The following is a 23,594-nucleotide window of genomic DNA, read 5'->3' on the forward strand; positions in this document are numbered from 1 at the left end:
CGCAAACGAGCCGCTCGGGTTTCCGGGCGGCTTTTTTGCGCCCGAAGGGTGCTCATTCCCGCGGTCTACGGGCGCGGGACGGGGCGAAAAATAAGGACTTTATCGAAGGCTTTTTCTTGCAAAATCTGCGATACTGCAAGAATGCAAAAACGCATTAACTTGGAATCGGATGATGCAACGCTATGTTTTCTTAGGAAAACTGCTTACATCTCCAACGCTAATGCAAAGCACAATGGGTACATTGCTCTCCGCATTGCAAAGGACCGACGCATCCCGAAGGATGTGTTTCGGCCCTCGGCTTCGGAAGGCCTCCTCAAGGAATTCCCCCGTTCCTCACGACAACAACCTCAGGAACCTCTCTCATGTCGGATACTGCCAACCGCACACGATTCATCGCCATCGGTTCGATGCTCTTCGCTCTCTTTTTCGGGGCCGGCAACCTGATTTTCCCCGCGGCCATGGGTCAGGCCGCCGGTGAAAACGTCTGGTGGGCCGTTCTCGGCTTCTGCGTGACCGGTGTCGGTCTGCCGTTGCTCGGCATTATTGCGGTGGCGTACTCGGGCTGCCACGACCTGCGTCAGGTCGCGAGCCGCGTTCATCCCTGGTACGGGCTCTTTTATACGGTGTTGAGCTACATGGCGATCGGTCCCTGCTTCGCCATCCCCCGTACGGGCACGGTGTCCTTTGAAATCGCGCTGCGTCCCTTCCTTGGTGCGGAACCCTCCGCGATGGCGTTGCCGATCTTTCTTGCGGTCTTCCTCGGCTTCTCGGGGTGGCTCGCCGCTTCGCCCTCGAAGCTCGTCGACCGCATCGGCAAATTCCTGACGCCCGCGCTTCTCGTGACGATCCTCGCGATGATCGTGATGTCGTTCGTCGCGCCGATGGGCGACTTCCAGGCCGCCACGGGCGCCTACACGGCTCCCTTTGCCGCCGCCGTTCAGGGCGTGCTCGACGGCTACAACACGCTCGACGCCATTGCCGCTCTCGTCTTCTCGACCCTCGTTGTCAACTGCGTGCGTGAAAACGGCGTGCACGATGCGAAGGCCGTGACGGAACAGGTGACGAAGGCGGGCGTGCTCGCGGGCGGTCTCCTCGCTGTGGTCTACGTCTTCATCGCCAAGATCGGTGCGGAAAGCGTGGCCGCGATCGGCATGCAGGAAACGGGCGCCCCGGTGCTCGCCGAAAGCGCGAAGATTTTCTTCGGCACGTTCGGCGCCTACCTCCTCGCCGCGATGGTGCTCCTTGCCTGCGTGACGACGGCCGTGGGCCTCCTCACCTGCTGCGCCGCCTTCTTCCTGCGCCTCACGGGCAAGCTCGCCTATTCGACCTGGGTGGTGCTCTTCACGGTCGTCTCGTACCTGATCGGTCTCTTCGGCTTGAAGACGATCATCGTCTCGACGATCCCGGTGCTGATGTTCATCTATCCGCTTTGCGTCGCGCTCATGGGCCTCATCTTCCTCGACAAGCTTTTCGGCGGCCGTCAGTGCGTCTATGCCTGGACGATGGGCTTTACCTTCCTGATGGCGCTCGTCAACGGTCTTGAAACCGCGGGCGTGCCGATGGCGGCTCTCGAAGAAGTGCTGAAGACCTACCTGCCGCTTCACTCCTACGGCCTCGGCTGGATCAGCTTCTCGGTGACGGGCTTCGTTGTGGGCCTTATCTGGAAGGCGGTCGTCCCCGAAAAGGAACTCGTCGAACAGGCGGCCTGATTCGAAGACACGCGACGGGGGCGCCCGGCAGGCGCCCTCAGTTCGGCTCCGAACGAGCCCGCCCCCGCCGCTCTTTGAACCGCCGCTTCCCGCAACCGTCGGTACGAATCGCTCCCGCAAAAGTTTTGCGGCGAAGCGGTTCGACCGACGGTTTTTTGTATTCGGACTGCGCGAAAATTTAAGGGCGCTCCGGGCCTCTCCGCTACAATACCCGGTTTTCCATACCTTCCACCTCCGTCCGTTTCGCACCCGCCATGATCCCCGAGGGCTTTATTACGAATCTGCTCGACCGCGCCGACATCGTCGACGTGGTGAGTCGGTACGTGCCGCTCAAGAAGGCGGGGCGCAACTACATGTGTTGCTGTCCTTTCCACAAGGAAAAGACGCCTTCCTTCTCGGTAAGCCCCACGAAGCAGTTCTACAAGTGCTTCGGCTGCGGCAAGGGCGGCAACGCGATCGGCTTCGTGATGGAGATCGAACACCTCTCCTTCCCGGAGGCGGTGGAAAAGCTCGCGGGCTACTACGGGCTTGAAGTTCCGAAGGACACGTCGCCGCGGGCGCAGGCCGCCCGCGAAAAGTCGAAGACTCTGGCGGACTTCATGAAGGAGGCGGCCGACTACTATACGGCGCAGCTGCGCGCGACGCCCAAGGCGGTCGAATACCTGCGCGCCCGCGCGATTTCGGGCGAAACGGCCGCGCGTTTCGGGCTCGGCTATTCGCCCGAAGGCTGGCACGCGCTCGAAGAGGTCTTCAAAGAGAAGTACTCGGCGCCGGCGCTTCTGGAGGCGGGTCTCGTCAACGAGAAAAACGGTCGCCGCTACGACGCCTTCCGCGACCGCCTCATGTTCCCGATCCTAAACCCCAAGGGGCAGGTGATCGGGTTCGGCGCACGCACCCTGAAGGGCGACGAGCAGCCCAAGTACCTCAACAGCCCCGAAACCCCGATCTACCACAAGGGGTCGGAGCTTTACGGCCTCTTCGAAGGGCGCGACGCCGTGCACGAAAAGGGGCGCGCCATCGTCTGCGAAGGTTACATGGACGTGATCCAGCTCTCGCAGGCGGGCTTCCCCGAGTCCGTTGCGGCGCTCGGCACGTCGATCACGCCCGAGCACGTGAAGCGTCTCTTCAAGCTTACCGACCGCGTTTACTTCTCCTTCGACGGGGACGGGGCGGGGCGCAAGGCCGCGCGCCGCGCGCTCGAGGCGGCGTTGCCGGTTCTCACCGACACGCAGCAGGCGTGCTTCGTGCTTCTGCCGCCCGAACACGACCCCGACAGCCTCATCAAGGCGAAGGGTCCCGAAGCGTACGAGCGCGAGCTTGAGAACGCGCTTACGCTCAGCGCCTTCATGAAAAAGCTCCTTCTCGAGGGGAAGGAACTCATGTACGCCGAAGAGCGCGCGAAGCTCGTCGCCGAAGCGAAGCCCTGGATCCTTTCGATGCAGGCCGCTCCCGTTTTGCGCCTTGCGCTCGTCAAAGAAATCGCCGCGATGGCGCGCTTGCAGCCCGAGGATGTCGAACGTCAGTACGGGCTCGCATCGAGCCCCACGCCGCGCCGTGAGACGGGGGACGCCTACCGTCCGGTGCGCTCGCGCCCGGGTTACGGCTACGGGTACGACGTGCGCGCGGGCGCAAGGAGCCCGGGTCGCTACGGCTACGCGCGCAACCCTTACGAGCGGTTCGTCCCGGAAGCGTACGTGCCCGTCAAAGACGTGCGCGATCGGATGCTGCAGTGCTTCCTTGCGTACCCTAACCTTCTCACGGAATTTTCGAGCGCGATCGAAGACGAATTCGTCTCGAGCACCCACCCCGCGGCAGCCCGCATTCTCGAAGTGTGGCGTGCGGCGGCGCAGGCCGAAAACGAGAGCGACGGGCACGCGGTGCGTGCGGCGACGCTTTTGCAGGCCCTCGCCGAGTCGCCCGAGCGCGAAGCGTACGAGACGCTCCTTTCGGAAGAACTCGTTCTCGAGACTCCCGAAGAAGGGGCGCGCCTCGAATTGAAGCGGTCGTTCCTCGACCTGGAGCTTGAGCGTACCAAAATGCGCCTCATGGACCTCGGTCGCTCGGAGCGTCCCGACTTCGATCAGATGCGCCGCCTGATGGCGCGCCGCACCGAGGTCGAAGAGACGATCCGACTCGTGCGCGAAGAGGAAGCGCGCTACCGCCGTCGGCAGGAAACGAGTTTTGCCGCGAGCACTTCGGGCGGCTCGCGCGCGTCGAAGGAACGGGTCCTCTCCGACAACCCGAAGGTGCGCGAACTGCAACTCCACCTCTTCGGGGGCGGAGAGAGCACGTCGAGCACGCCGAGCGTGCGGGCGCACGCGGTTCCCGATTCCGCTCGTTCGAACGATGCGACGGGGAGCCCCTCGAACGCCCCGGCTTCGTCGTCCGCCCCGGCTCCCGACCGTGCCGCGGACCGCTCCGAGGTCGCGCGTCTCCTTGAGCGCTCGAAGCGGGAGCGCGCGGCGTTGAACCGTCCCGCGACGGATGCGCCCGCTTTCGACGCAAATTATGCGAACACCGCCGACGGCTTCGAGGCTCTCGCCGCGCTTCCTGCAAGCGGTCCGGAGATCCCGGACGATTTCTCGGAGGATCCCGTGCCCGAGGCGCCCGCGCACATGGCCGCTCCCCCGCCTCCCGAGGACGAGGGCGAGTGGGTGTTCGACGAGGAAACGCCGAACGACGACGACCTCGATTTCGGGATCGATTTGCCGCCGCAAGCTCCCAAGCCTTAAAATTTACAAAAACTTACATAATTGCCGCGCCATTCTCTTGAAACTCATAGGGGTTTTACCGAAGCGCTCGGGGCAGAAAAGCAGTATGCGTGGCAAAATTTCAAAATATCCCCATTTGCGTGCCGAATGCGGAGACGACCGAATTCGGCCGGTTTCAGGGTCTCCCCTGGTCGCCGACCGACATGCCCTTCGCCTTCGCCGGTGTTGCAACTACCGGTGGGCTCCCGTGCTTTGCGTTTTGACGTACGGTGCGGGCCCCGCAAGGGGATGACGGGCGGCGCGAGCGATGACCGAGTTCGTCGTGCCGCCGGCTCCGGGGAAGACCGTTTCTCCTCGGGGAACGCTTTAGTGGGAGAGCTGTATGGCGGGTTCGAAGAAGGCGACGGAAAAGAAGGTTGAAGAAAAGTCCGTCGCGCAGGCCGAGGTTTCGACGCCCAAGCGGACGAGAAAGTCCGCAAAGGCGACGATCGGAACGGGCGGCCTCACCATTTCCATCGAGGCGGTGAACGTGCCGGCCTCGAAGCCGCGCCGCCGTAAGGCTGCCAAGAGCGAGACCGCCGAAGCGGTCGCGCCCGAAGGGGCGGTCGAAGCCGCGGCCGACACGACGACCGCCGTCGAGGAGCCCGCTCCCGAAAGCGTGAAAAAGCCCGCGCGCCGTACGCATGCGAAGAAAGCGGCTGCCGAAGTCGCCGCGGAAGCGGTGACCGGTGCGGACGCCTCGGAAAAGACCGAATCGAGCGCATCGACCGAAGTTTCGGCCGAAGCGGCCGCGCCGGTCGAAAAGCCCGCGAAGCGTAAGAGTGCGAGTACGACGAAGCGTACGAAGAAGACCGCCAAGAGCGCCGAGAAGGCCGAGGCGGTCGAACCCGTTGAAGCCGTTGAGGCGACGGAAGCGCCCGCGGCTGCGGAAGCGACCGAGAAGACCGAAGCCGCTCCCGCGAAGAAGCCCCGTCGCACCCGTGCGAAGAAGACGGAAGCGTCCGCGGAAAAGGCGGAAAGCGCCGAAACGACGGAAAAGGCCGAAGCGAAAGATGCTGCGGACGCCTCGGAAGAGCCCGTTCCCGCGAAGGCTCCCGCAAAGCGCAAGCCCCGCGCGCGCAAGACCGCCGAAAAGGCCGAAAAGACCGCGGCGAAAGCGAATAAGCCCAAGCGCACCTCCTCCCGCAAGAAAGCGAAGGAGGGGGACGACGAGGACGACCTGGACATGTTCGAGGGCGACGTCGACTTTGCGGACGTGATCGACGACGAAGCCGACGAAATGGACGATCTTCCCGACGAGACGATTCCCGACGAAGCCGGCGACGTCGAAGACGTTGAAGAGGTGGATGAGGGCGACGCCTCGCCCGCCGCACCCGCTGCGAAGCCCCGCCGCCGCTCGAAGGCCGCGCGCGAAAAGGCGATTCGCGACGCGATCGAGCACGGCTACGCCGTCGACGAAGGCGATTCGCGCGAAGACCGCCGCTCGCGCCTCTTCAAGCTCATCTGCATGGGCAAAGAGCGCGGCTACGTCACGTACAGCGAAATCAACGACAACATTCCCAACAGCCTCATCGACGACGATGCGATCGAGACGATCGTCAGCATCCTCTCGAACCTCAACATCGCCGTGCACGAAGTGGCGCCCGACGAGGACCAGCTCCTGCTGCAGGGCGGCTCGGCCGGTCCCGTGAGCGACGAAGACGCGGAAGCGGAAGCGGAAGCCGCGCTCTCGACGGTCGACAGCGAGTTCGGTCGCACGACCGACCCCGTGCGCATCTACATGCGCGAAATGGGCTCCGTCGAACTCCTCTCGCGCGAAGGCGAAATCGAAATCAGCAAGCGTATCGAAGACGGCTTGAAGCACATGGTGCTCGCCATCGCCCGCTGCCCGGTGACGATCGAAGAGGTCCTCAAGAACGCCGACTCGATCCGCGAAGGCTCGATGGCGATCGACGACGTGGTCGACGGCATCGTGACGCCCGAAGATACGACGAGCCCCGTCGGGCACGCCGAAGACGAAACGGACATGGGCGCCTCCGCCATGACGGTGGGGCAGCTCGAAGAGCTGAAGCTCAAGTCCCTCGAAGTCTTCGATCGCGTGCGCGCGAAGTTCGACGAACTGAAGACGATCTTCACGACGAAGGGTGCGGGCGCTCCGGAACTCGAACCGCTGAAGGACGAAATCCAGCATGAACTCATGGGTCTTCGCTTCACGGCGAAGACCGCCGACCGACTCTGCGAGCGCCTGCGCTCGACCGTGAACGACCTGCGTGCGAGCGAACGCGCGGTCTACGACGAACTCGTGCGCCGCACGGGCATCAACCGCGACTGGTTCCTCGCCGAATTCATGCCGAACGCGACGCGCCTCGGCTGGGTCGACGACGTGGCCGCGCACTTCCCCGCGAAGCGCGACACGATTCTGCGCCGCCGCGCCCTGATCGAAGAAGAACAGGTGAAGCTGCGCGACCTGAGCGCCTCGGCCTACATGTCGATTGCGGAATTGCTCGACGTCTACAAGCAGATGGCCACCGGCGAAGCCAAGGCCCGCAACGCCAAGCGCGAAATGACGGAAGCGAATCTGCGTCTTGTCATCTCGATTGCGAAGAAGTACACGAACCGCGGCCTTCAGTTCCTCGACCTCATCCAGGAAGGGAACGTCGGTCTCATGAAGGCGGTCGACAAGTTCGAATACCGCCGCGGCTACAAGTTCTCGACCTATGCGACCTGGTGGATCCGTCAGGCGATCACGCGCTCGATTGCCGATCAGGCGCGCACGATCCGCATCCCCGTGCACATGATCGAAACGATCAACCGCATGAACCGCATCACCCGTCAGGTGCTGCAGGAAACCGGGGTCGAACCCGATTCCCGCAAGCTCGCGGAACTCATGGAGATGCCCGAAGACAAGATCCTCAAGATCATGAAGATCGCCAAGGAGCCGATTTCGATGGAAACGCCGATCGGCGACGACGACGATTCGCATCTCGGCGACTTCCTGGAAGACACGCAGACGCTCGCGCCCTCGGAAGCGATCCAGAATTCGAGCCTCTCGGAAACGGTGCGTCAGGTGCTCGACAGCCTGTCGCCGCGCGAAGCGAAGGTGCTCCGCATGCGCTTCGGGATCGAAATGCAGTCCGACCACACGCTCGAAGAGGTCGGGAAGCAATTCGACGTGACGCGCGAACGCATCCGCCAGATCGAAACGAAGGCGCTTCGCAAGCTCCGCCATCCGTCGCGCGCCGACAAACTCCGAAGCTTCATCGAAGGGGACGGCAAGGACTGATCGTCCTTGCGACCCCGATCGCTGAGTCCCTCAGAGCCCCGAGCGCCGCCCCGTGCGGCCCCGGGGCTTTTTGCGTGCGGTTTTTCTTTGATTTTCCCCGGGGCAAAGTCCCTTTTCGGCTTGAAAAAGGCGCTCGATCGGTGTATCCTGAGACCCTTTTTTCGCCGCGGTCCGAGGGTTTTATCCCATGGCCGACCGCACGAAGCCGCCTCATTAAGCGCCGCAGTCCCGCATGAATTCCGGACGCGGCTACGGGGGATGCCTCCGACACGCGCGGCTCGCCGAAGCGAAAGAGAAAGCACACACCACCCGGAGAATTTCCGAACTCCCCGAAGGAGCGCGTTGCAGAAAGGGAAGTTCTTCGGTTTAACCCATACGAGCCGTCTTCACTCCCCGGATACCGGACGTCCGCAGCGACGCCAGCGGCAGGGAGGAGGGCGCTCTTCAATTTTGATTTAATTTATGCGCATGAAGAAGAAACGCCAGGACGACTTTGCCGATGAAGAGCTGATTGACGACGAAATGACGTCCGATGCGGCGGAGTCTGCCGAAGTCGATGCGTGGCAGTCGGGCCGTGCGGTCAACGCGGTCGACGAAGGCACGGCTTCGCGCAACGGTTACGGCGCCCTCGTGCGTCTCGGCCGCTCCCGCGGCTGGGTGACGCTCGCCGACGTCAACGACTACCTTCCCGAAAGTGCGCTCCGTACGTCCGAAAACCTCCAGGAAGTGACCGAACAGTTGGGTCGCCTCGGCGTTCAGGTTTTCGAACAGGCGCCCGACGAGGACGACATCCTCATCAACGGGATGATGGGTGAGAACGAAGACATCGACGAAGACGACGCGGCCGTGATGCTCACGCCCGAAGAGTCCGCCGGTCTCTCGAAGGACCCGCTGCGCGCCTACCTGCGCGGCGTGGGCTCGCACAAGCTCCTTACGCGTCAGGGCGAAATCGAAGTCGCCAAGTCGATCGAACAGTTCACCGCGAAGCTCGTGACGACGATCGTTCAGTTCCCGATGGCCGTTGAAGAAATTCTGCGCCTCGGCGAAGTTCTGAAGGACGAAGACACGGCGGTCGACACGGTGGTCGACGGCTTCACGGACGCGGCCGCGCTTGAAGGCGTGGAAGAAACGGTCGAGGAAACCGACGACATCACGACCGACATCGGTGCGGCGGCCATGACGGCCGATCAGCTGACGGCGATGCGCGAGCGCGTGCTCGAAATGTTCGAGCGCTGCCGCCTCTTCCTCGACATCGTGAACGAAACCTGGGGCGATGCGAGCCGCGAGGCCGAGTACCGCGCCGCGCTTGACGCGATGGTGAAGGAACTCGCCCCGGTGCGCTTCTCCGTGAAGCTCGTCACGCAGGTGTCCGACCACATCAACGCGCACGTCGGTGCGATCAACGACGCCTTGAAGCGCATGCGCCAGGTGCTCGTCGAACGCTGCCGCATGCCGCAAAAGGATGCGATCGAACTCCTGAAGGGCAACGTCACCAATCCGAAGCTCTTCACGATGCTCGCCGAAGCCGACACGGTCTGGGCGCAGGCTCTGCAGCGCAACCTCCCCGTGATCCTCGAAGAGCAGGCGAAGTTGGCCGAACTCGAACGCACGGGCCGCATGTCGCTTTCCGAACAGCGCGACCTCGCGCGTGCGATCCGTCTCGCGCAGACGAACCTCATGCAGGCGAAGGCCAAGATGATCGAAGCGAACCTGCGTCTCGTCATCTCGATCGCGAAGGGTTACGTCAACCGCGGCATGGCGATCACCGACCTCATTCAGGAAGGGAACATCGGCCTTATGAAGGCGGTCGACAAGTTCGAATACCGCCGCGGCTACAAGTTCTCGACCTACGCGACCTGGTGGGTCCGTCAGTCCGTGACGCGTGCCGTGGCCGATTTCGGCAACACGATCCGCATCCCGGTGCACATGACGGAGTCCTACAACAAGCTGCGACGCCATCGTCAGAAGTTCCTGCAGCAAAACGGTCGTCAGCCGACCGAACAGGAACTCGCCGATCTCGCCGATCTGCCGCTCTCCAAGGTCGAGCTCCTCATGCAGGCCATGCGCGGCATCGAGTCGATCGACGCGCCGATCGGCGACGACGAAGACGCGACGAAGCTCGACTTCGTGCGCGGCGACGAGCACGACGATCCGGGCATCGCCTTCCAGGACCGCTCCATGATCGAAAGCGTGAAGCGTTCGCTCGACGAACTCACGCCCCGCGAAGCTCAGGTGCTGCGTCTCCGTTACGGCATCGGCACGAACCAGGACCACACGCTCGAAGAAGTGGGCCGCGCGCTCGGCCTCACGCGCGAGCGCGTGCGTCAGATCGAAGCGGCCGCGGTGCGCAAACTCCGTCAGCCGGAAAACGCCGATCGTCTGCGCGACTACATCCACTAAACCCGACGGGGCCCCGAAAACGGGGCTCCTTCGGCGCCTCCCGCCGGATTCGGTCGAATCTTTGGGGAGCCTCCGAGGCCCGAACGCGTTTCGTTTCGCACGCAACGCCTCGGGCCTTTTCTTTCTTTTTCGCAAGGGCAACGCACGAAAATCCGTCCCGAAACGGCGATTCCTCCTCGGTCGCACTTAAAATCGAGGAATACGAGCGCAATGCCGCACGCGCGCGCGCCGATCTCGGGTACAATGCACCTCTTTCCAAAGGCGGGCCTGTAGCCAAGTCGGTTAAGGCAACGGACTCATAATCCGTCGATCCTGGGTTCAAGTCCCAGCGGGCCCACCACGCTCCTCTTCACGCACGGTGCGTGTCCCGCCGGCGGGGCGCCCTTACGACACCTGCGCGACCGGCAGTGCGGTCGTCTCCTGTTACGGCATCGGCCGCCCCACCTCGGATTTCAAAGTCAGAATGTCTTCCTTCGATCAATTCGGTCTCGATCCCCGCATTCTTTCCGCCATCGCCCGCATGGGTTACGAAACGCCCACGCCCATTCAGGAAAAGGCGATTCCCGTGGTTTTGAAGGGCGGCGACGTGATGGGGGCCGCTCAGACCGGCACGGGGAAGACGGCCGGTTACGGTCTGCCGCTTCTCGGACGCATTCTGCCCAAGGCCAACACCTCGGCTTCGCCCGCCCGTCACCCGGTGCGCGCGCTGATTCTCGCGCCGACGCGCGAACTCGCGGACCAGGTCTCGACCAATCTCGAAGCCTACGCCAAAGACACGCCGCTTCGCGTGGGCGTGGTCTACGGTGGGGTCGACATCCGCCCGCAGGCCGACATGCTGCGCCGCGGCGTTGAAGTTCTTACCGCCACCCCCGGCCGCCTGCTCGACCACGTCGCGCAGCGCTCCGTCAACCTCTCGCAGGTCGAAGTGGTGGTGCTTGACGAAGCGGACCGCATGCTCGACATGGGGTTCCTCCCCGACATCTCCCGCATCCTGCAGCTGTTGCCCGCTTCGCGCCAGAGCCTCATGTTCTCGGCGACCTTCTCGCCCGAAATCAAGAAGCTCGCGAAGCAGTTCCTGAAGCCCGATCCCGCGCTGATCGAAGTCGCCCGTCAGAACCAGACGGCCGAAACCGTGACGCAGGAAGTCTTCTCGGTGACGGAACGCGACAAGACGGACGTCCTGATCGACATCCTCAAGACGCGCGGTCCCGAAGGGACGCCGCTCACGCAGGCGATCGTCTTCGTGAACGCGAAGATCACCTGCCGCCGCCTTGCGCGCACGCTCGAGCGCGTCGGCATCAATGCCGACTCCATCCACGGCGACAAGACGCAGGAAGAGCGTCTGGTGGCGCTCGAAGGCTTCAAGTCGGGCGCGATCCACGTGCTCGTCGCGACCGACGTTGCGGCCCGAGGGCTCGATATCAAAGAGCTCCCCTACGTCATCAATTACGACGTTCCCTATTGCGCCGAAGACTACGTGCACCGCATCGGCCGCACGGGTCGTGCGGGTGCGAAGGGCGTGGCGACGATGCTCGCCACTCCCGCGGATGCGCGTCTCGTCGAAGCGATCGAAAAGCTCACGAAGCAGACCTTTGCTCCCGTGCCGCTCACGCCCCAGCCCCGTCGCCGCAACGCCCAGCGTCGCGCCCCGACCGGCGCCGACCGCGTCGATACGCCCGAAGACGAACGTCTCGCCCGCGAACGCGCCCGCGCGTACGTGCCGCCCTCGCAGCGTCAGCGCGATCCGATTTTCGACATGCCCTACCTCGAACACGCCGCTTCGAAGCCCCGCGAGGAAACGCCCGCGTACTTCGAACGCCGCGAAACGAAGAAGCGCCCCGTGGCGGCGCTTCTCGGGGGCTTCCGCTTCGCGCGATCGAACGCGAAGACGGATGCGAACCGCTGAGAACCGCTGAGATTTTGGCTCCGACCGAAACCAAAACAACGCCCCGCGCAGCACGACGGCTCCGCGGGGCGTTTTGCGTTCGGCCTTCCGGCTTTCGGCGGTCAGGCGCGCGAGGCGTTCGTGTCGCCTTCAACCTCAACTTCAAGCGCGTAGCCCGCTTCGAGCGCGAGCTTTCGGTCTTCGGCCGGGGCGGCTCCCGCCGTCGTGAGCATGTCCCCGGAAATCGCCGCGTTGATCCCGATGCGAAGCGCCTCGCGCACGGTTTCGGGCGAAAGCGACAGTCGACCGCCCGCAAAGCGAAGCGCCGCCTGCGGATGAATCAAGCGAAAGAGGGCCATCGTACGAAGGATTTCTTCGGATGCGAGCGGCCGGCTCCCTTCAAGCGGCGTTCCTCCGATCGGAACGAGCACGTTGATGGGAATCGACGGGACATCGAGGTCTCGGAGTTCGATCGCGAGGTCGATCCGGTCTTCGAGCGTTTCGCCCATGCCGATGATCCCGCCCGAACAGACCTCCAGACCCGCCTCGCGCGCGGCGCGCAGCACGGCTTTTTTGTCTTCCGGCGTGTGGCTCGTGCAGACGGAGGGAAAGTACCCCGCCGAGCTTTCGAGGTTGCAGTGGATGCGCTCGACGCCGGCCTCTTTGAGGATGCGAAGTTCGTCGGGGCGCAAAAGCCCGAGCGAAACGCACACTTCGAGGTTCGTGTGCGTCTTCAGGGCGCGCACTGCCTCGACGATCGAGCGCAGTTCCCGGGCGGAGGGTTTGCGGCCGCTCGTCACAAGCGAAAAGCGCGTCAAGCCCTCGCGCTCGGCGCGGCGCGCGGCTTCGAGAATCGTTTCCGCGGGAAGAAAATCGTGCACGACGCAGTTCGTCGACCAGTGCCGGGACTGGGCGCACCAGCGGCAGTTTTCGCCGCAGCGACCCGACTTCGCGTTCACGATGCCGCAGAGGTTGAAGGTGCGGCTTGCGCACCGTTTCGTCACCTCGGCCGCCGTGTCGAAAAGGTCCGCCGCGGGAAGGCGAGCGGCGGCAAGCGCCTCCTCGCGCGTCAAACCGCCCGCGAGGGCGCGTTGCAAAAGTTCCTCGAGAACCGCCATATCGATCGTCCGTTGTGTGTTTATCGGGAAAAAGGAAGCATAGCGGAAGCGTGCGCCTTCCGACATGCCTTAAGCGATCCCGCGTAGCGCGTTTGGGGGATCCGTCGGTCGGTCGCCTTGAAAAAATCCGTTTCCCGTAAGAAAATTTCCCTTACGACATTGCGAGTTGAGGGTCCTCTCCCTCACGCCAACCTGCCTTACCCGGGCAAGGTGGTCGCTCCTACGGGCAAATGTGGTCGGTTTCGCGGAAGCCGACAATTGTTCGGGTACACCCAGTGTGAACCTCTCGCAGTCGTTGTATGCGGGAGGTTTTTTCGTACCTCCCGGTTGGAAATCGGTTTGTGAGGGGCCTCGGGCCCCGGGGCGGATTTGTTTCCGGATTGCCGCGCCCGACACGGTGTCGAAGTCGGCTAAAGAGGAGTGACACACTATGGTGCATCGTCTGACGATCAAGGGGCAGGTTACGATCCCCAAGGACATTCGCGAATTGCTCGGCCTGCGCGAAGGCAATTCCTGCGTGGAATTCGCGGTGGCGCCCGACGGCAGCGTCGTCGTGCGCAAGGCGCAGCCCGTGGCGCCGAAGCGTGAAACGGGCCCCGGCCCCCGCTCGCGCCTTCGCCGCCAGTTGAACACCCCGCGCGTGAATTTCGCGGCGACGCTCGCCGCCTGATTCCGCGCCATACCGCTCGAAAGTGCGGTGCGGCCCGATCGGTTTTCGGTCTCTTTTGCCGTCGGGTTCAGGGAAAAACATTCGGCTCTCGATGCCTGCGTGCGTCGGGAGCCTTTTTTCGTCGCGCGAAAAGAGTGCGCCCGGCATTTTCCGTTTTTCGGGCAACAAAAAACCCGCCGGGCCGCAAGCGGCCGCCGAGCGGGGCGTTCGGAGTCGTTCGATGCTGTTCGATGTCGATTGGCGTCCCCAATGGGAGTCGAACCCATGTTCGCAGCGTGAGGGGCTGCTGTCCTAGGCCTCTAGACGATAGGGACGTTCATGAAGCAGAGAAGAAAATTCTACGCCCGCACTCTCGCAGGCGGCGCACGGCGACCGTGCGAACCTTTGAGCCAAAGCAAAAGGTCGGGCATTCCGAACCGAAGTTTGAAAAACGCCGAACCGAAGGCGCAAAAACGCGGAAATAAAAAGCCCGCCCGAGCGGACTCGGGCGGGCTTGGAGAGGGATCAACCTCTTGGGATCGAACGCTTCCGGGATCAGGCGAGCGCGGCCTTGATGCGGTTGAGGACGTTCTCTTTGCCGATCAGGCAGAGCGTCACGTCGATTTGGGGCGTGCGGTCCGCGGCGCAAACGACGACGCGAAGCGGCGTGGCGAGCACCTTCATCGAGATACCCTGTTCTTCCATCACGGCCTGGATGCAGTGATAGACGTTTTCGGGGGTCATGTCGGCCAAGGCTTCGAGCTTTTCGCCGAAGAGCTTCAGGGCTTCGCGACCGCCGTTCTCAAGCGCGGCTTGAGCGGTTTCCGGATCGACCTTCGGTTCGACGTAGAAGAAGAGCGCGGCGTCGGCGAGCTTTTCGAGCGTGGCCGAGCGGGACTTCAGAAGACCGCACACCGCCTTGAGGCAGGGGCCGCCTTCCACCTTGCCGCCGCGGGCTTCGATGCGGGGAGCGGCGAGTTCGGCGAGGCGCGCGTCGTCGGCTTCCTTCATGTACTGCTGGTTGAGCCACTCGAGCTTCTTCCAGTCGATGCGGGCGGCGGCACGCGAGCAGTCGGCGAGTTCGAACACTTGGGCGAGTTCGTCGCGGGAGAACTTCTCCATGTTGCCGTGGCCCCAGCCGAGACGGGCGAGGTAGTTGAAGATGGCTTCGGGGAGGTAGCCCTGACGTTCGTATTCGAGCACCGACACCGTGCCGTGACGCTTCGAGAGCTTCTGGCCGTCCTGACCGCAGATGAGCGGCAGGTGCGCGAAGACCGGCACTTCGGCGCCGAGCGCGTTGTAGATGTTGATCTGACGGGGCGTGTTGTTGATGTGGTCGGCACCGCGAATGACGTGGCTCACCTTCATGTCCCAGTCGTCGACGACGACGGCGAAGTTGTAGGTGGGGATGCCGTTGCGCATGATGATGAGGTCGTCGAGCTCGCTGTTGGCGACCGTGATCGGGCCGTAGACCGCGTCGTTCCACGTGACGGCGCCCTCGTCCGGATTGCGGAAGCGAATCACGGGCTGGACGCCCTCGGGGATGGGCTTGCCGACGCAGTTTTCGGGACGCCAGCGGCCGTCGTAGCGCGGCTTCAGCCCGCGGGCCTTCTGGTCTTCGCGCATCGCGTCGAGCTCTTCGGGCGTCGCATAGCAGTAGTAGGCGCGACCGTCGGCGAGCATCTGATCGACCACTTCCTTGTAGCGTTCGAGACGGTCCATCTGATAGATGGGGCCTTCGTCGTAGTCGAGGTTGAGCCACTTCATGCCGTCGAGAATGACCTGAACGGCTTCCTTCGTCGAGCGGACCTGGTCCGTGTCTTCGATGCGAAGGAGGAACTTGCCGCCGAAGTGGCGGGCCACGGCCCAGCAGTAGATGGCCGTACGGGCCGTACCGAGATGCATCATGCCCGTGGGGCTCGGAGCGATGCGGGTGCGAATTTCTTTCATGGAATTTTTCGGCGTAAAGAGCCGCGCAGTCGTACGCGGGAGGAGCGCCGCTCCTCGGTTGGTGAACGCATGCCGATCGCCGGTTCTCGGCATGCGCCTCGATGGGCGCGGCGGACCGGGCGTCGCAAAAGGCAAATTTTAGCACTCGCCGTCGGACCTTCGCCGCGGATGCCGCTCGAGGCGACGGGAAGCAAAACGGGGAGCGCACTGCAGTGCACTCCCCGTTTTGAAGGCTTTCACCGAGGGCTTGAAGGCATCAAGCGGCCGTCAACGCGTACCAGGCCGAGAAGACCGCCAGCACGAGGACTTCCATCACCACGACGGGTGCGAGCGTTTTGAAGAAGTCCGACTTGAAGTAGTCGACCGTGATCGTGAGGCACACGTGGGTGGGGGTCACCATCTGGCCCGCCACGCCGAAAACGAGTGCGAGGCCCGCAAGGTCGAGACTCCCCGGGGCGATCCCCGCCACGATCGGCATCATGATCGCCACGTGCCCCTGGCTCATGCCGGTCAAAACCCCGATCACGAAGCTCGTCACGCCGACGATCACCGGAACGGGGAGGGCGGAACCGACGAAGGCGTCGATGATTTCGGAGAGGACGCCCGTCGAGGTGAGAAGGCCGATGAAGTAGAGAATGCAAAGGACGTTCAGGATGAGCTTCACGTCGAGCGCCCCGAGGAAGACGTCTTTGACGCCCACGGGACGGCGCGCAAGCGCGAGAACGGGCACCATGGCCGCCACCACGAGCCCCATCGCCACGGCGGCCGAGACGTCGAACGCCATCATGAGAACGACGTTGACGAGTACGGGCGCGAAAGCAAGCGTGATGTTGAGGGCGTTGAGGCGTCGCAACTCGGGCGTCGCTTTCTCGTGCGTCTTCTTTTCTTCGAAGCGTAGCGGTCGGATGAGCACAAGCCACCCGATCGCAAAGGCCGCGACCGCGAGCCACGCGAGGTGCACGACGAGGGCGGAAACGGAAATCCCGATGATCGAGCACGCGAGAATCATGCCCGGGATGATGGGGCTGCAGAACTCGCAGACGTGACGGAACCAGAAGTTGATGGCCGCTTTGCTTTCCTGGGAGATCGTCGCGCCGCGGCTTGCCTGATCGACGATCGGCGCCGAAAAGCGGGCGCCCCCGACGCTCGGCAAGAGTCCGAGGAAGGCGGGCATCGCCGAGAGCGTCACGCGCGTGGAGCGGAAGATCCGGTTGAGCGCCGCGACCATGCCTTTGAGGGTCCCCGAGCGGCGGAGCTGAATCTCAAGGCACATCACGAAGTACAGAGCGAAGAGCAGGTCGTACGTTCTCTCGAGCGTCGCGGTCGTGACGGCCGCATCGACGAGACTCGCGACGGTGCGGTCTTCGGCCAGCCAGAACACAAGACCCCCGGCGAGAATCGAGGGGCCGATGGGTACTCGAAAGCGCAAAAGAACGACGATCACGAGGATCGCGAGCGCGAGAATGAGAAAGATGTTCATGGTTCTTGTCGGCCGGCGCCCGGTCGAAGGGCGGCAGGCCTTTTCCTTTTAATGGTCGTGCCGCTCGGGCGGTTCGCAAGCGGCGTGTGACCACAATGATGCGCCTTTTGGCGCCAGTTTGCCTTCCGAGCGCGCCAAGGGCGCGGGCAGGTTCGCCCGCAGAGCGCTCGACGTGCGTCGAGCGCCGATCAGAGTACGGCCGCGAGCACCGACATCATGACGATCGCGACACCGACGCTCATACTCGAAAGGTTGGCGGCAAGCGCCAGGTCCCCTTCCATTTTTGCCGTATAGATTAGGTTCATCGCGGGCACGGGACTGAAGGCGACGAGCGCGAGCGCGCGACGCACTTCAAGGTCGAAGGGAAGCAGGAAGTAGAAGGCCGCCGCCAGCGCCGCTTGCATGACGAAGCGCTCCCCGAGGAGCTTCAGAAGGCGCTTCATCGTCCCGGGCGGCATCGAAATGTTGATCGACTCCCCGACCATGATCATACATAAGAAGGTGTTGGCGCTTGCCGCAACGGACGTGCACGTCGTGACGGCGTCAGGGAGACGAATCGACGCGAACGAAAGAACGAGCATCAGCATGTAGCTTAAGGTCGGGCCCGAGCGCAGGAGCTTTCCGCCGACGTTTTTCACCGCACCCCAGGCGGTCGTCTTCTCTTTGGCGCCCGCGACGACCGCGTAGGTGCCGCCCGCCGACATGACGGAGTTGCCGATGTCGAAGACGATCGTCGTGAGAAAGCCCGCCCCGGGGTAGAAGGCCTGAATGTACGGAATGGCAAAGGGCCCGATCGAAAAGCCCGAGAGGTTCAGACGGTCGAAGGCGCGCGTGTCTTCGTCGGGCGCTTTGCGCGCGAAGAGCGTGGCGATCCCGAGAAAGAGGAGGTTCGAAAGAAACCCGAGAAGCGCGACCCAAACCATGTCGCCCGTCACGGCGACGCCGTTCAGCCCCGTTATGACCACACACGGGAGCGTCACGCACAAGACGAGGCCGCTCACGGCATGAAAGGCTTCGGCGCGAAGGATCTCAAGCCGTCGGAGGAGGTAGCCGAGAAAAATGAAAAGCGCGAGCGAAAGAACTTTGGCGGTTCCGGTATCCATGGCGAATCTGCGAAGAAGTCGCCCGGATCGAGCTCTCGAATCGGTTGGGGGAGTAGGAAGAGGGCGGCGTTGAGTGGGAAGAAACTTCCTATGCTACAGCGCTTTTTCGGCCTTCGCCCCCAACCAAAGTAGGGGGGCAAAGGCGCGTGCGCTCAGCGCTCTCCTTCGGGCTTTCGGCTCGTACTCTTCGTTCCCAAGCGCGCGACGAAGTCGCGCACGTATTCGGGGAGTTCCTTGGCGCTGCGCTGAGTCAGGTGTCCCATCGAGAATTCGCACCCGCACCAGAGCTGGTTGTAGAAGTGCTCGGCCGCAAGTATTTCGGAACGACGGGTCTGAAGCCCGCCTTTACGCCAGTTGACGTCCCAATAGGCGGTCTTGCCGCCCGTCAGTTCCGCGGCTTCGAGCGCCGCCTCGCGGATCTGGTCGAGCCGCTTCCAGCGGCTTCCCGCAAGCGTCGTCGTAAAGCGCGGGATCCCGAGCTCGGCCGCACACTGCGCGGTTGCGCGCATGCGTACGCCGAAGCACGCCCGACAGCGTCGTCCGCGCTCGGGTTCGTTTTCGAGCCCCCGTACGGCCTCCAACCACCGCTCGTGATCGTAGTCGCCGTCGACGAACGGCACGCCGATTTTTTCGCAGTACCGTACGCATTCCTTCTTGCGCACGAGGTACTCCTCGGCGGGGAAGATGTTCGGGTTGAAGTAAAAGACGGTCGGCGCGTAGTCGTTTTGAAGGAGCCACTCGAGAATGGCGCTCGAGCAAGGGGCGCAGCAGCTGTGAAGAAGAACGGGTTCGGACATCGTACGTTCCGCGTGCGGCCGTGGGCGGCCTCCTGAAAGAAAAAGCGGGAAAAGCGTTCGGGCGCGGGGGAGGGCAACGCGCTTGCGACGCGATAAACTTCCCGAACAACCTCGGGCAACCTGCCGCACGGGTTGAAGTTGACAACGGAAAGCATTGTATGAGCATTTTGGAACCCGGTCTCGACGGGCGCATCGAAGCCCTGCAAGGGCGCATTGCCGCGGCCTGCGAAAAGGCCGCCCGACGCACGGACGAGGTGAAACTGCTGGCGGTCGGGAAAACGTTCGACGAACGCGCGCTTGAGGCCGCCGCCGATCTGGGGCTTCGCGCGTTCGGGGAAAACTACGCTCAGGAGGGGTGCGCGAAGGTCGATTGGTTCCGCGCGAACCGTCCCGATTTGGCGGAAGCGCTTGAGTGGCACTTCATCGGTCCCCTTCAGGCCAACAAAACGCGCCCGGTCGCGGAGCGCTTCGACTGGGTCGAGTCCGTCGACCGGCTTCGCATCGCCGAGCGCCTCTCGGCGCAACGCCCCGAGGGGCTCGCCCCTCTCAACGTGCTCGTCGAAGTCAACATCGACGGCGAAGCGACGAAGTCGGGCGTCGCGCCCGAAGCGCTCCCCGAGTTTCTCGACGCCGTGGCGGCGCTGCCGGGCCTCAAACTCCGCGGCCTCATGGTGATTCCCGCGCCGGCCGACGACGCGGAAGCGCAGCGGGCGCCCTTGCGCGCGGCGCGCGCGCTTTTCGAAGCCGTCCGCTCGGCGCACCCCGAATGGACGGACTTTGACACCCTCTCCATGGGGATGAGCGCGGACCTTGAAGCGGCCGTGGCGGAAGGAAGCACCGAGGTGAGGATCGGAAGCGCCCTTTTCGGGCGACGCGACTACGGAGCCCGTCACTGACGAGCCTCAACGGCTCCTCGTTTGACGGGGCGGCATCGATTTTTGAAAAAGAGAGGCGCCCTCGGGCGCGCAACGAACGGAGGCGGCGCCCGCAAGGGGCCGAACGTTATGGAACACATCATCGGATTTCTCGGGGGCGGCAACATGGCGGGCGCCATGATCGGGGGACTGCTCAAGACGACCGATCCCGCGCGCATTCGCGTCGCGGACCGTCACCCCGAAAAGCTCGAACACTTTGCCGAAGCGGGCGTTCGCACGTACGAGGGCCCGGGCGACTGGGTGACGGAATGTACGCTCCTGGTCCTTGCCGTGAAGCCCCAGAACATGAAGGAAGCGGTCGAGCCCTACGTGCCCTTCTTGAACCCCGAAGGGTGCGCCCTTTCGATCGCCGCGGGGATCGAAGCCTCGGCCCTTTCCGCGTGGTTGGGCGGCTACCGCGTGCTTCGCGCGATGCCCAATACGCCCGCCCTCGTCGGTTGCGGGATGACGGGCTTTTGGGCCCCCGAAGGGACGCCCGACGAGATGCTCGCCGCGGCCTTGGCGGTGCTGAAGGCGTCGGGCGACGTCGTGCGCGTTCCCGACGAAAACGGAATCGACCTCGTGGGGGCGATTCCGGGTTCGGGCCCGGCTTACGTTTTCCGCTTCATGGAAGCCTTGGAAGCCGCGGGCCTCAAGCGGGGGCTCGACCCGAAAGCGGCGCGGTCGCTCGCGCTCGGGACCGTGTACGGCGCCGCGATGCTCGCGCGCAGCTCCGACGAACCCTTCTCGCGCCTTCGCGAAAAGGTGACGAGCAAGGGCGGCACGACCGCCAAGGCGCTTGAGGTCATGAACGCACGCGACGTCGACGGCATGATGGACGAGGCGATCGAAGCGGCTCTGAAGCGTACGGCCGAGATGAAGGCCTTGTTCCGCTGAGCCGGACGAAAAACCGAAATCGAAAGCCGAGGGCGGGGGGTGACTTCCGCCTTTTTTGCATGTTTTCGGAGCGTCTGCCCTTCCAACGGCGCGTCTTACACGGCTTTTCCCGAAAGCGAAAGGCATGGAAATACCTACGGAAAAACAGCGGTTATTGTTCTCTTGACGTATAGACGTACGACCGATCGATCCATATGATGAAGTTCGGGTCGTCGCGCGTGCCGGTCGACGCGTTCTCGGTGTCCCGGGGTGCTCGGGCGACTTCAGGAGTCCGTCTTTCCTCCTACAGGAAAGCGTCGGCGGACGACCCGTCTTCGCAATGCGGGCGGTCGTGCGTCGGGGCGCGAAAGACCGAAGCTCTCGGAGAGACACACTATGAGCAAGACCTTCGTTGCGGCCGGCCTGATGTCGGCGGCGCTTTTGGCCGGCGGCGTTCAGGCCGCTACCGACATCAGCATGTGGCACGCCATGACAGGCAGTTTGGGCGACTGGGTTCAGGACCTCGCGAACGACTTCAATAAGAGTCAGCAGAACTGTCGCCTCACCCCGACCTACAAGGGCAGCTACGACCAGACCATGACGTCGGGCATCGCCGCGCACCGCGCGGGTCGCTCTCCCAACATTCTTCAGGTCTTCGAAGTCGGCACCGCCACGATGATGTTCAGCAAGGGCGCCGTCGTTCCGGTGGGCGACCTCATGGCAAAGGCGGGCTACGAATTCCACGCCGACGAATACATTCCCGCGGTCTACGGCTACTACTCCACGCCCGACGGCCGCATGATGAGCTACCCCTTCAATTCGTCGACGACCGTCATGTACGTCAACCTGACGAAATTCAAGAAGGCGGGTCTGCCCACCGAAACCGACAAGCTTCCGAAGACCTGGGACGACGTCAAGGCGGCCGCCAAGGCGCTGAAGGACGCGGGCGAAGCCTGCCCGATGACGACCTCCTGGATGGGTTGGACGCAGCTTGAAACCTTCTCGACCTGGCACAACGTCGAGTTTGCGTCCCTCAACAACGGCTTCGGCGGTCCGGCCGCTCGCCTCAAGATCGATTCGCCGCTCCACCGCCGCCACATCGAAAATCTCGCCGAGATGGCGAAAAACGGCCTCTTTGTCTACAAGGGGCGCGGCAATCAGGCCGACGCCGCTTTCTACACGGGAGAGTGCGGCATCAGCATGGGGAGTTCCGCCACGCTCGCGAACATTCGCCGCAATGCCGATTTCGAATTCATGACGCTGCCGATGCCCTACTATCCGGATGTCGAAGGCGCTCCGCAGAACACCGCGCTCGGCGGTGCGTCGCTCTGGGCGATGGCCGGAAAGTCCGAAGCCGAAAACAAGTGCGTTGCCGACTTCTTCCACTACCTTTCCGACCCGCAGGTTCAGGCGAACAACCACATGCGCACGGGCTACCTTCCCGTGACGCTCAAGGCCTTTGAAATCGCGAAGGCTTCGGGTTACTACGAGAAGAACCCGGGCGCCGACGTTCCCGTGAAGCAGATGTTGAAGACCACGGAAAAGAGCCGCGGCATCCGTCTCGGCTATCTCCCCAACATCCGCACGATCGTCGACGAAGAGTTTGAAAAGATCTGGACGGGCGGTCAGAGTGCGGCCGACGCGCTTGCGGCCGTCGTTCGCCGCGGCAACGAGCAGCTCGCGCGCTTCGAACGCGTGACGAACCGCTGAGACCTCTGAAACCGGAATTCCCGCGCGCCTTCGGGCGCGCGGGCTCCGAGTTCGTTCGCGTGCTTTCGGGATGAAGTCCTCCCGAAAGCACGTACTCCGTTCAACCCTTCGGAATCTCCAACGTGGAAAAACGAGCCGTCTTTCAGAGCCGATGGTTGCCGTACGCACTCGTTGCGCCGCAGCTCCTCATCACGCTCATATTCTTCTTTCTCCCGGCCGGTCAGGCCATTCAGCAGTCCGTCCTCATGGAGGACCCGTTCGGACTGAGCACCGAATTCGTCGGTTTGGCGAACTTCCGCGATCTCTTCGCCGACCCCAATTACGTCGCGAGCTTCAAGGTCACGATGGTCTTCTCGGCCCTCGTGGCGGTTCTCGGCCTCTCGATCAGTTTGCTTTTGGCCGTGTGCGCCGACCGCGTAATGCGGGGCGCGAACGTCTACAAGTCCTTCCTCATCGTGCCCTACGCCGTGGCGCCCGCCATTGCGGGGGTGCTTTGGATGTTCATCTTCAACCCGACCTTGGGCATCATTTCGTACGTGCTTCACGGGCTCGGGCTCGATTGGAACTACCTCGTCAATTCCGGCCACGCGTTGACGCTCATCGTGATCGCCGCCGTGTGGAAGCAGGTGAGCTACAACTTCATTTTCTTCCTCGCAGGGCTCCAGGCCATTCCGAAGTCGCTTCTCGAGGCCGCAGCTTTGGACGGCGCGGGTCCCTTCCGGCGCTTTACGACGGTTGTCTTCCCGCTTTTGTCGCCCACGACCTTCTTCCTTCTCGTGATGAACGTCGTCTACGCCTTCTTCGAAACGTTCGCGATCGTCGACGCAACAACGCAGGGCGGCCCGGGACAGGATACGAACATCCTCGTCTACAAGGTGTTCGTTGACGGCTTCCGCAACATGAATTACGGCGGTTCGGCCGCGCAGTCCGTGATTCTCATGTTGATGGTGATCGCGCTCACCGTCTTCCAGTTCCGCTTCATCGAGCGGCGCGTGAACTACTGACAAGG

The 23,594-nt window shown here is 63.4% G+C and carries 15 protein-coding genes, 2 tRNA genes and 1 riboswitch; of the genes, 11 read left to right on the forward strand and 6 right to left on the reverse strand.

What is annotated here, in order from left to right; genetic code table 11:
• The first annotated feature begins 362 nt into the window (after window positions 1–362).
• From brnQ to S6FBBBH3_RS03195, 6 genes are all read left to right on the forward strand, one after another.
• Window positions 363–1,709 (forward strand): branched-chain amino acid transport system II carrier protein, encoded by a 1,347-nt coding sequence (brnQ, locus tag S6FBBBH3_RS03170; protein ID WP_120176377.1) that lies wholly within the window; start codon window positions 363–365, stop codon window positions 1,707–1,709.
• A gap of 254 nt (window positions 1,710–1,963) precedes the next feature.
• Window positions 1,964–4,441 (forward strand): DNA primase, encoded by a 2,478-nt coding sequence (gene dnaG, locus S6FBBBH3_RS03175; RefSeq protein WP_120176378.1) that lies wholly within the window; start codon window positions 1,964–1,966, stop codon window positions 4,439–4,441.
• Between the two features lie 637 nt (window positions 4,442–5,078).
• Window positions 5,079–7,703 carry an RNA polymerase sigma factor RpoD gene (gene rpoD, locus S6FBBBH3_RS03180; protein ID WP_120177802.1) on the forward strand — a complete coding sequence of 875 codons (2,625 nt, stop codon included), beginning with the start codon at window positions 5,079–5,081 and terminating at the stop codon, window positions 7,701–7,703.
• Window positions 7,704–8,171: 468 nt separating this feature from the next.
• Window positions 8,172–10,103: a sigma-70 family RNA polymerase sigma factor gene (locus S6FBBBH3_RS03185; RefSeq protein ID WP_120177803.1), complete on the forward strand. Its 1,932-nt coding sequence runs from the start codon at window positions 8,172–8,174 to the stop codon at window positions 10,101–10,103.
• Between the two features lie 263 nt (window positions 10,104–10,366).
• Window positions 10,367–10,443: transfer RNA gene (locus tag S6FBBBH3_RS03190), tRNA-Ile, on the forward strand.
• Window positions 10,444–10,566: 123 nt separating this feature from the next.
• The gene (locus S6FBBBH3_RS03195) at window positions 10,567–12,009 is read left to right on the forward strand and encodes a DEAD/DEAH box helicase (RefSeq protein WP_120176379.1); all 1,443 of its coding nucleotides are present in this window, start codon (window positions 10,567–10,569) and stop codon (window positions 12,007–12,009) included.
• A gap of 101 nt (window positions 12,010–12,110) precedes the next feature.
• Here the strand turns inward: S6FBBBH3_RS03195 and bioB are convergent, their stop codons facing one another.
• Window positions 12,111–13,106 carry a biotin synthase BioB gene (bioB, locus tag S6FBBBH3_RS03200; RefSeq protein ID WP_170143801.1) on the reverse strand — a complete coding sequence of 332 codons (996 nt, stop codon included), beginning with the start codon at window positions 13,104–13,106 and terminating at the stop codon, window positions 12,111–12,113.
• 151 nt (window positions 13,107–13,257) lie between these two features.
• Window positions 13,258–13,378: riboswitch (SAM-I-IV-variant riboswitch) on the forward strand.
• Window positions 13,379–13,536: 158 nt separating this feature from the next.
• Between bioB and S6FBBBH3_RS03205 the strand changes: the two genes are divergently transcribed.
• On the forward strand, window positions 13,537–13,776 hold the full coding sequence (locus S6FBBBH3_RS03205; protein WP_120176381.1) for an AbrB/MazE/SpoVT family DNA-binding domain-containing protein: 240 nt from the start codon (window positions 13,537–13,539) through the stop codon (window positions 13,774–13,776).
• 238 nt (window positions 13,777–14,014) lie between these two features.
• Here the strand turns inward: S6FBBBH3_RS03205 and S6FBBBH3_RS03210 are convergent.
• The 5 genes from S6FBBBH3_RS03210 to S6FBBBH3_RS03230 form a co-directional block, all read right to left on the reverse strand.
• Window positions 14,015–14,090, reverse strand: a tRNA-Glu gene (locus tag S6FBBBH3_RS03210).
• Between the two features lie 220 nt (window positions 14,091–14,310).
• Window positions 14,311–15,705, reverse strand: coding sequence for a glutamate--tRNA ligase (gene gltX / locus S6FBBBH3_RS03215; RefSeq protein WP_120176382.1), 1,395 nt, complete (start codon window positions 15,703–15,705; stop codon window positions 14,311–14,313).
• Between the two features lie 256 nt (window positions 15,706–15,961).
• On the reverse strand, window positions 15,962–17,185 hold the full coding sequence (locus S6FBBBH3_RS03220) for a DUF401 family protein (protein WP_120176383.1): 1,224 nt from the start codon (window positions 17,183–17,185) through the stop codon (window positions 15,962–15,964).
• Between the two features lie 188 nt (window positions 17,186–17,373).
• Entirely contained in the window at window positions 17,374–18,288 is a 915-nt protein-coding gene (locus S6FBBBH3_RS03225) for an AEC family transporter (protein WP_120176384.1), read from the reverse strand.
• Between the two features lie 152 nt (window positions 18,289–18,440).
• The gene (locus S6FBBBH3_RS03230; protein ID WP_120176385.1) at window positions 18,441–19,085 is read right to left on the reverse strand and encodes an epoxyqueuosine reductase QueH; all 645 of its coding nucleotides are present in this window, start codon (window positions 19,083–19,085) and stop codon (window positions 18,441–18,443) included.
• Window positions 19,086–19,243: 158 nt separating this feature from the next.
• On the opposite strand from S6FBBBH3_RS03230, the gene S6FBBBH3_RS03235 reads away from it, so the two are divergent.
• The 4 genes from S6FBBBH3_RS03235 (at window position 19,244) to ugpA (ending at window position 23,589) form a co-directional block, all read left to right on the forward strand.
• Entirely contained in the window at window positions 19,244–19,981 is a 738-nt protein-coding gene (locus S6FBBBH3_RS03235) for a YggS family pyridoxal phosphate-dependent enzyme (protein ID WP_120176386.1), read from the forward strand.
• Window positions 19,982–20,089: 108 nt separating this feature from the next.
• Complete coding sequence (gene proC / locus S6FBBBH3_RS03240) at window positions 20,090–20,896, forward strand: pyrroline-5-carboxylate reductase (protein ID WP_120176387.1); 807 nt, start codon at window positions 20,090–20,092, stop codon at window positions 20,894–20,896.
• 375 nt (window positions 20,897–21,271) lie between these two features.
• Window positions 21,272–22,585: a sn-glycerol-3-phosphate ABC transporter substrate-binding protein UgpB gene (ugpB, locus tag S6FBBBH3_RS03245; RefSeq protein ID WP_120176388.1), complete on the forward strand. Its 1,314-nt coding sequence runs from the start codon at window positions 21,272–21,274 to the stop codon at window positions 22,583–22,585.
• A 122-nt stretch (window positions 22,586–22,707) separates the two neighbouring features.
• The gene (gene ugpA / locus S6FBBBH3_RS03250) at window positions 22,708–23,589 is read left to right on the forward strand and encodes a sn-glycerol-3-phosphate ABC transporter permease UgpA (protein WP_120176389.1); all 882 of its coding nucleotides are present in this window, start codon (window positions 22,708–22,710) and stop codon (window positions 23,587–23,589) included.
• The last annotated feature ends 5 nt before the right edge of the window (window positions 23,590–23,594 follow it).

Origin of the sequence: Sutterella megalosphaeroides (assembly GCF_003609995.1) — a bacterium.
Lineage (GTDB): Bacteria > Pseudomonadota > Gammaproteobacteria > Burkholderiales > Burkholderiaceae_F > Sutterella > Sutterella megalosphaeroides.

What these genes read in the sequence shown, in the direction of transcription:
- brnQ (WP_120176377.1), top strand. Translation starts at nt 363, where the DNA reads ATGTCGGATACTGCCAACCGCACACGATTCATCGCCATCGGTTCGATG.
- dnaG (WP_120176378.1), top strand. Translation starts at nt 1,964, where the DNA reads ATGATCCCCGAGGGCTTTATTACGAATCTGCTCGACCGCGCCGACATC.
- S6FBBBH3_RS03185 (WP_120177803.1), top strand. Translation starts at nt 8,172, where the DNA reads ATGAAGAAGAAACGCCAGGACGACTTTGCCGATGAAGAGCTGATTGAC.
- S6FBBBH3_RS03195 (WP_120176379.1), top strand. Translation starts at nt 10,567, where the DNA reads ATGTCTTCCTTCGATCAATTCGGTCTCGATCCCCGCATTCTTTCCGCC.
- bioB (WP_170143801.1), bottom strand. Translation starts at nt 13,106, where the DNA reads ATGGCGGTTCTCGAGGAACTTTTGCAACGCGCCCTCGCGGGCGGTTTG.
- S6FBBBH3_RS03205 (WP_120176381.1), top strand. Translation starts at nt 13,537, where the DNA reads ATGGTGCATCGTCTGACGATCAAGGGGCAGGTTACGATCCCCAAGGAC.
- gltX (WP_120176382.1), bottom strand. Translation starts at nt 15,705, where the DNA reads ATGAAAGAAATTCGCACCCGCATCGCTCCGAGCCCCACGGGCATGATG.
- S6FBBBH3_RS03220 (WP_120176383.1), bottom strand. Translation starts at nt 17,185, where the DNA reads ATGAACATCTTTCTCATTCTCGCGCTCGCGATCCTCGTGATCGTCGTT.
- S6FBBBH3_RS03225 (WP_120176384.1), bottom strand. Translation starts at nt 18,288, where the DNA reads ATGGATACCGGAACCGCCAAAGTTCTTTCGCTCGCGCTTTTCATTTTT.
- S6FBBBH3_RS03230 (WP_120176385.1), bottom strand. Translation starts at nt 19,085, where the DNA reads ATGTCCGAACCCGTTCTTCTTCACAGCTGCTGCGCCCCTTGCTCGAGC.
- S6FBBBH3_RS03235 (WP_120176386.1), top strand. Translation starts at nt 19,244, where the DNA reads ATGAGCATTTTGGAACCCGGTCTCGACGGGCGCATCGAAGCCCTGCAA.
- proC (WP_120176387.1), top strand. Translation starts at nt 20,090, where the DNA reads ATGGAACACATCATCGGATTTCTCGGGGGCGGCAACATGGCGGGCGCC.
- ugpB (WP_120176388.1), top strand. Translation starts at nt 21,272, where the DNA reads ATGAGCAAGACCTTCGTTGCGGCCGGCCTGATGTCGGCGGCGCTTTTG.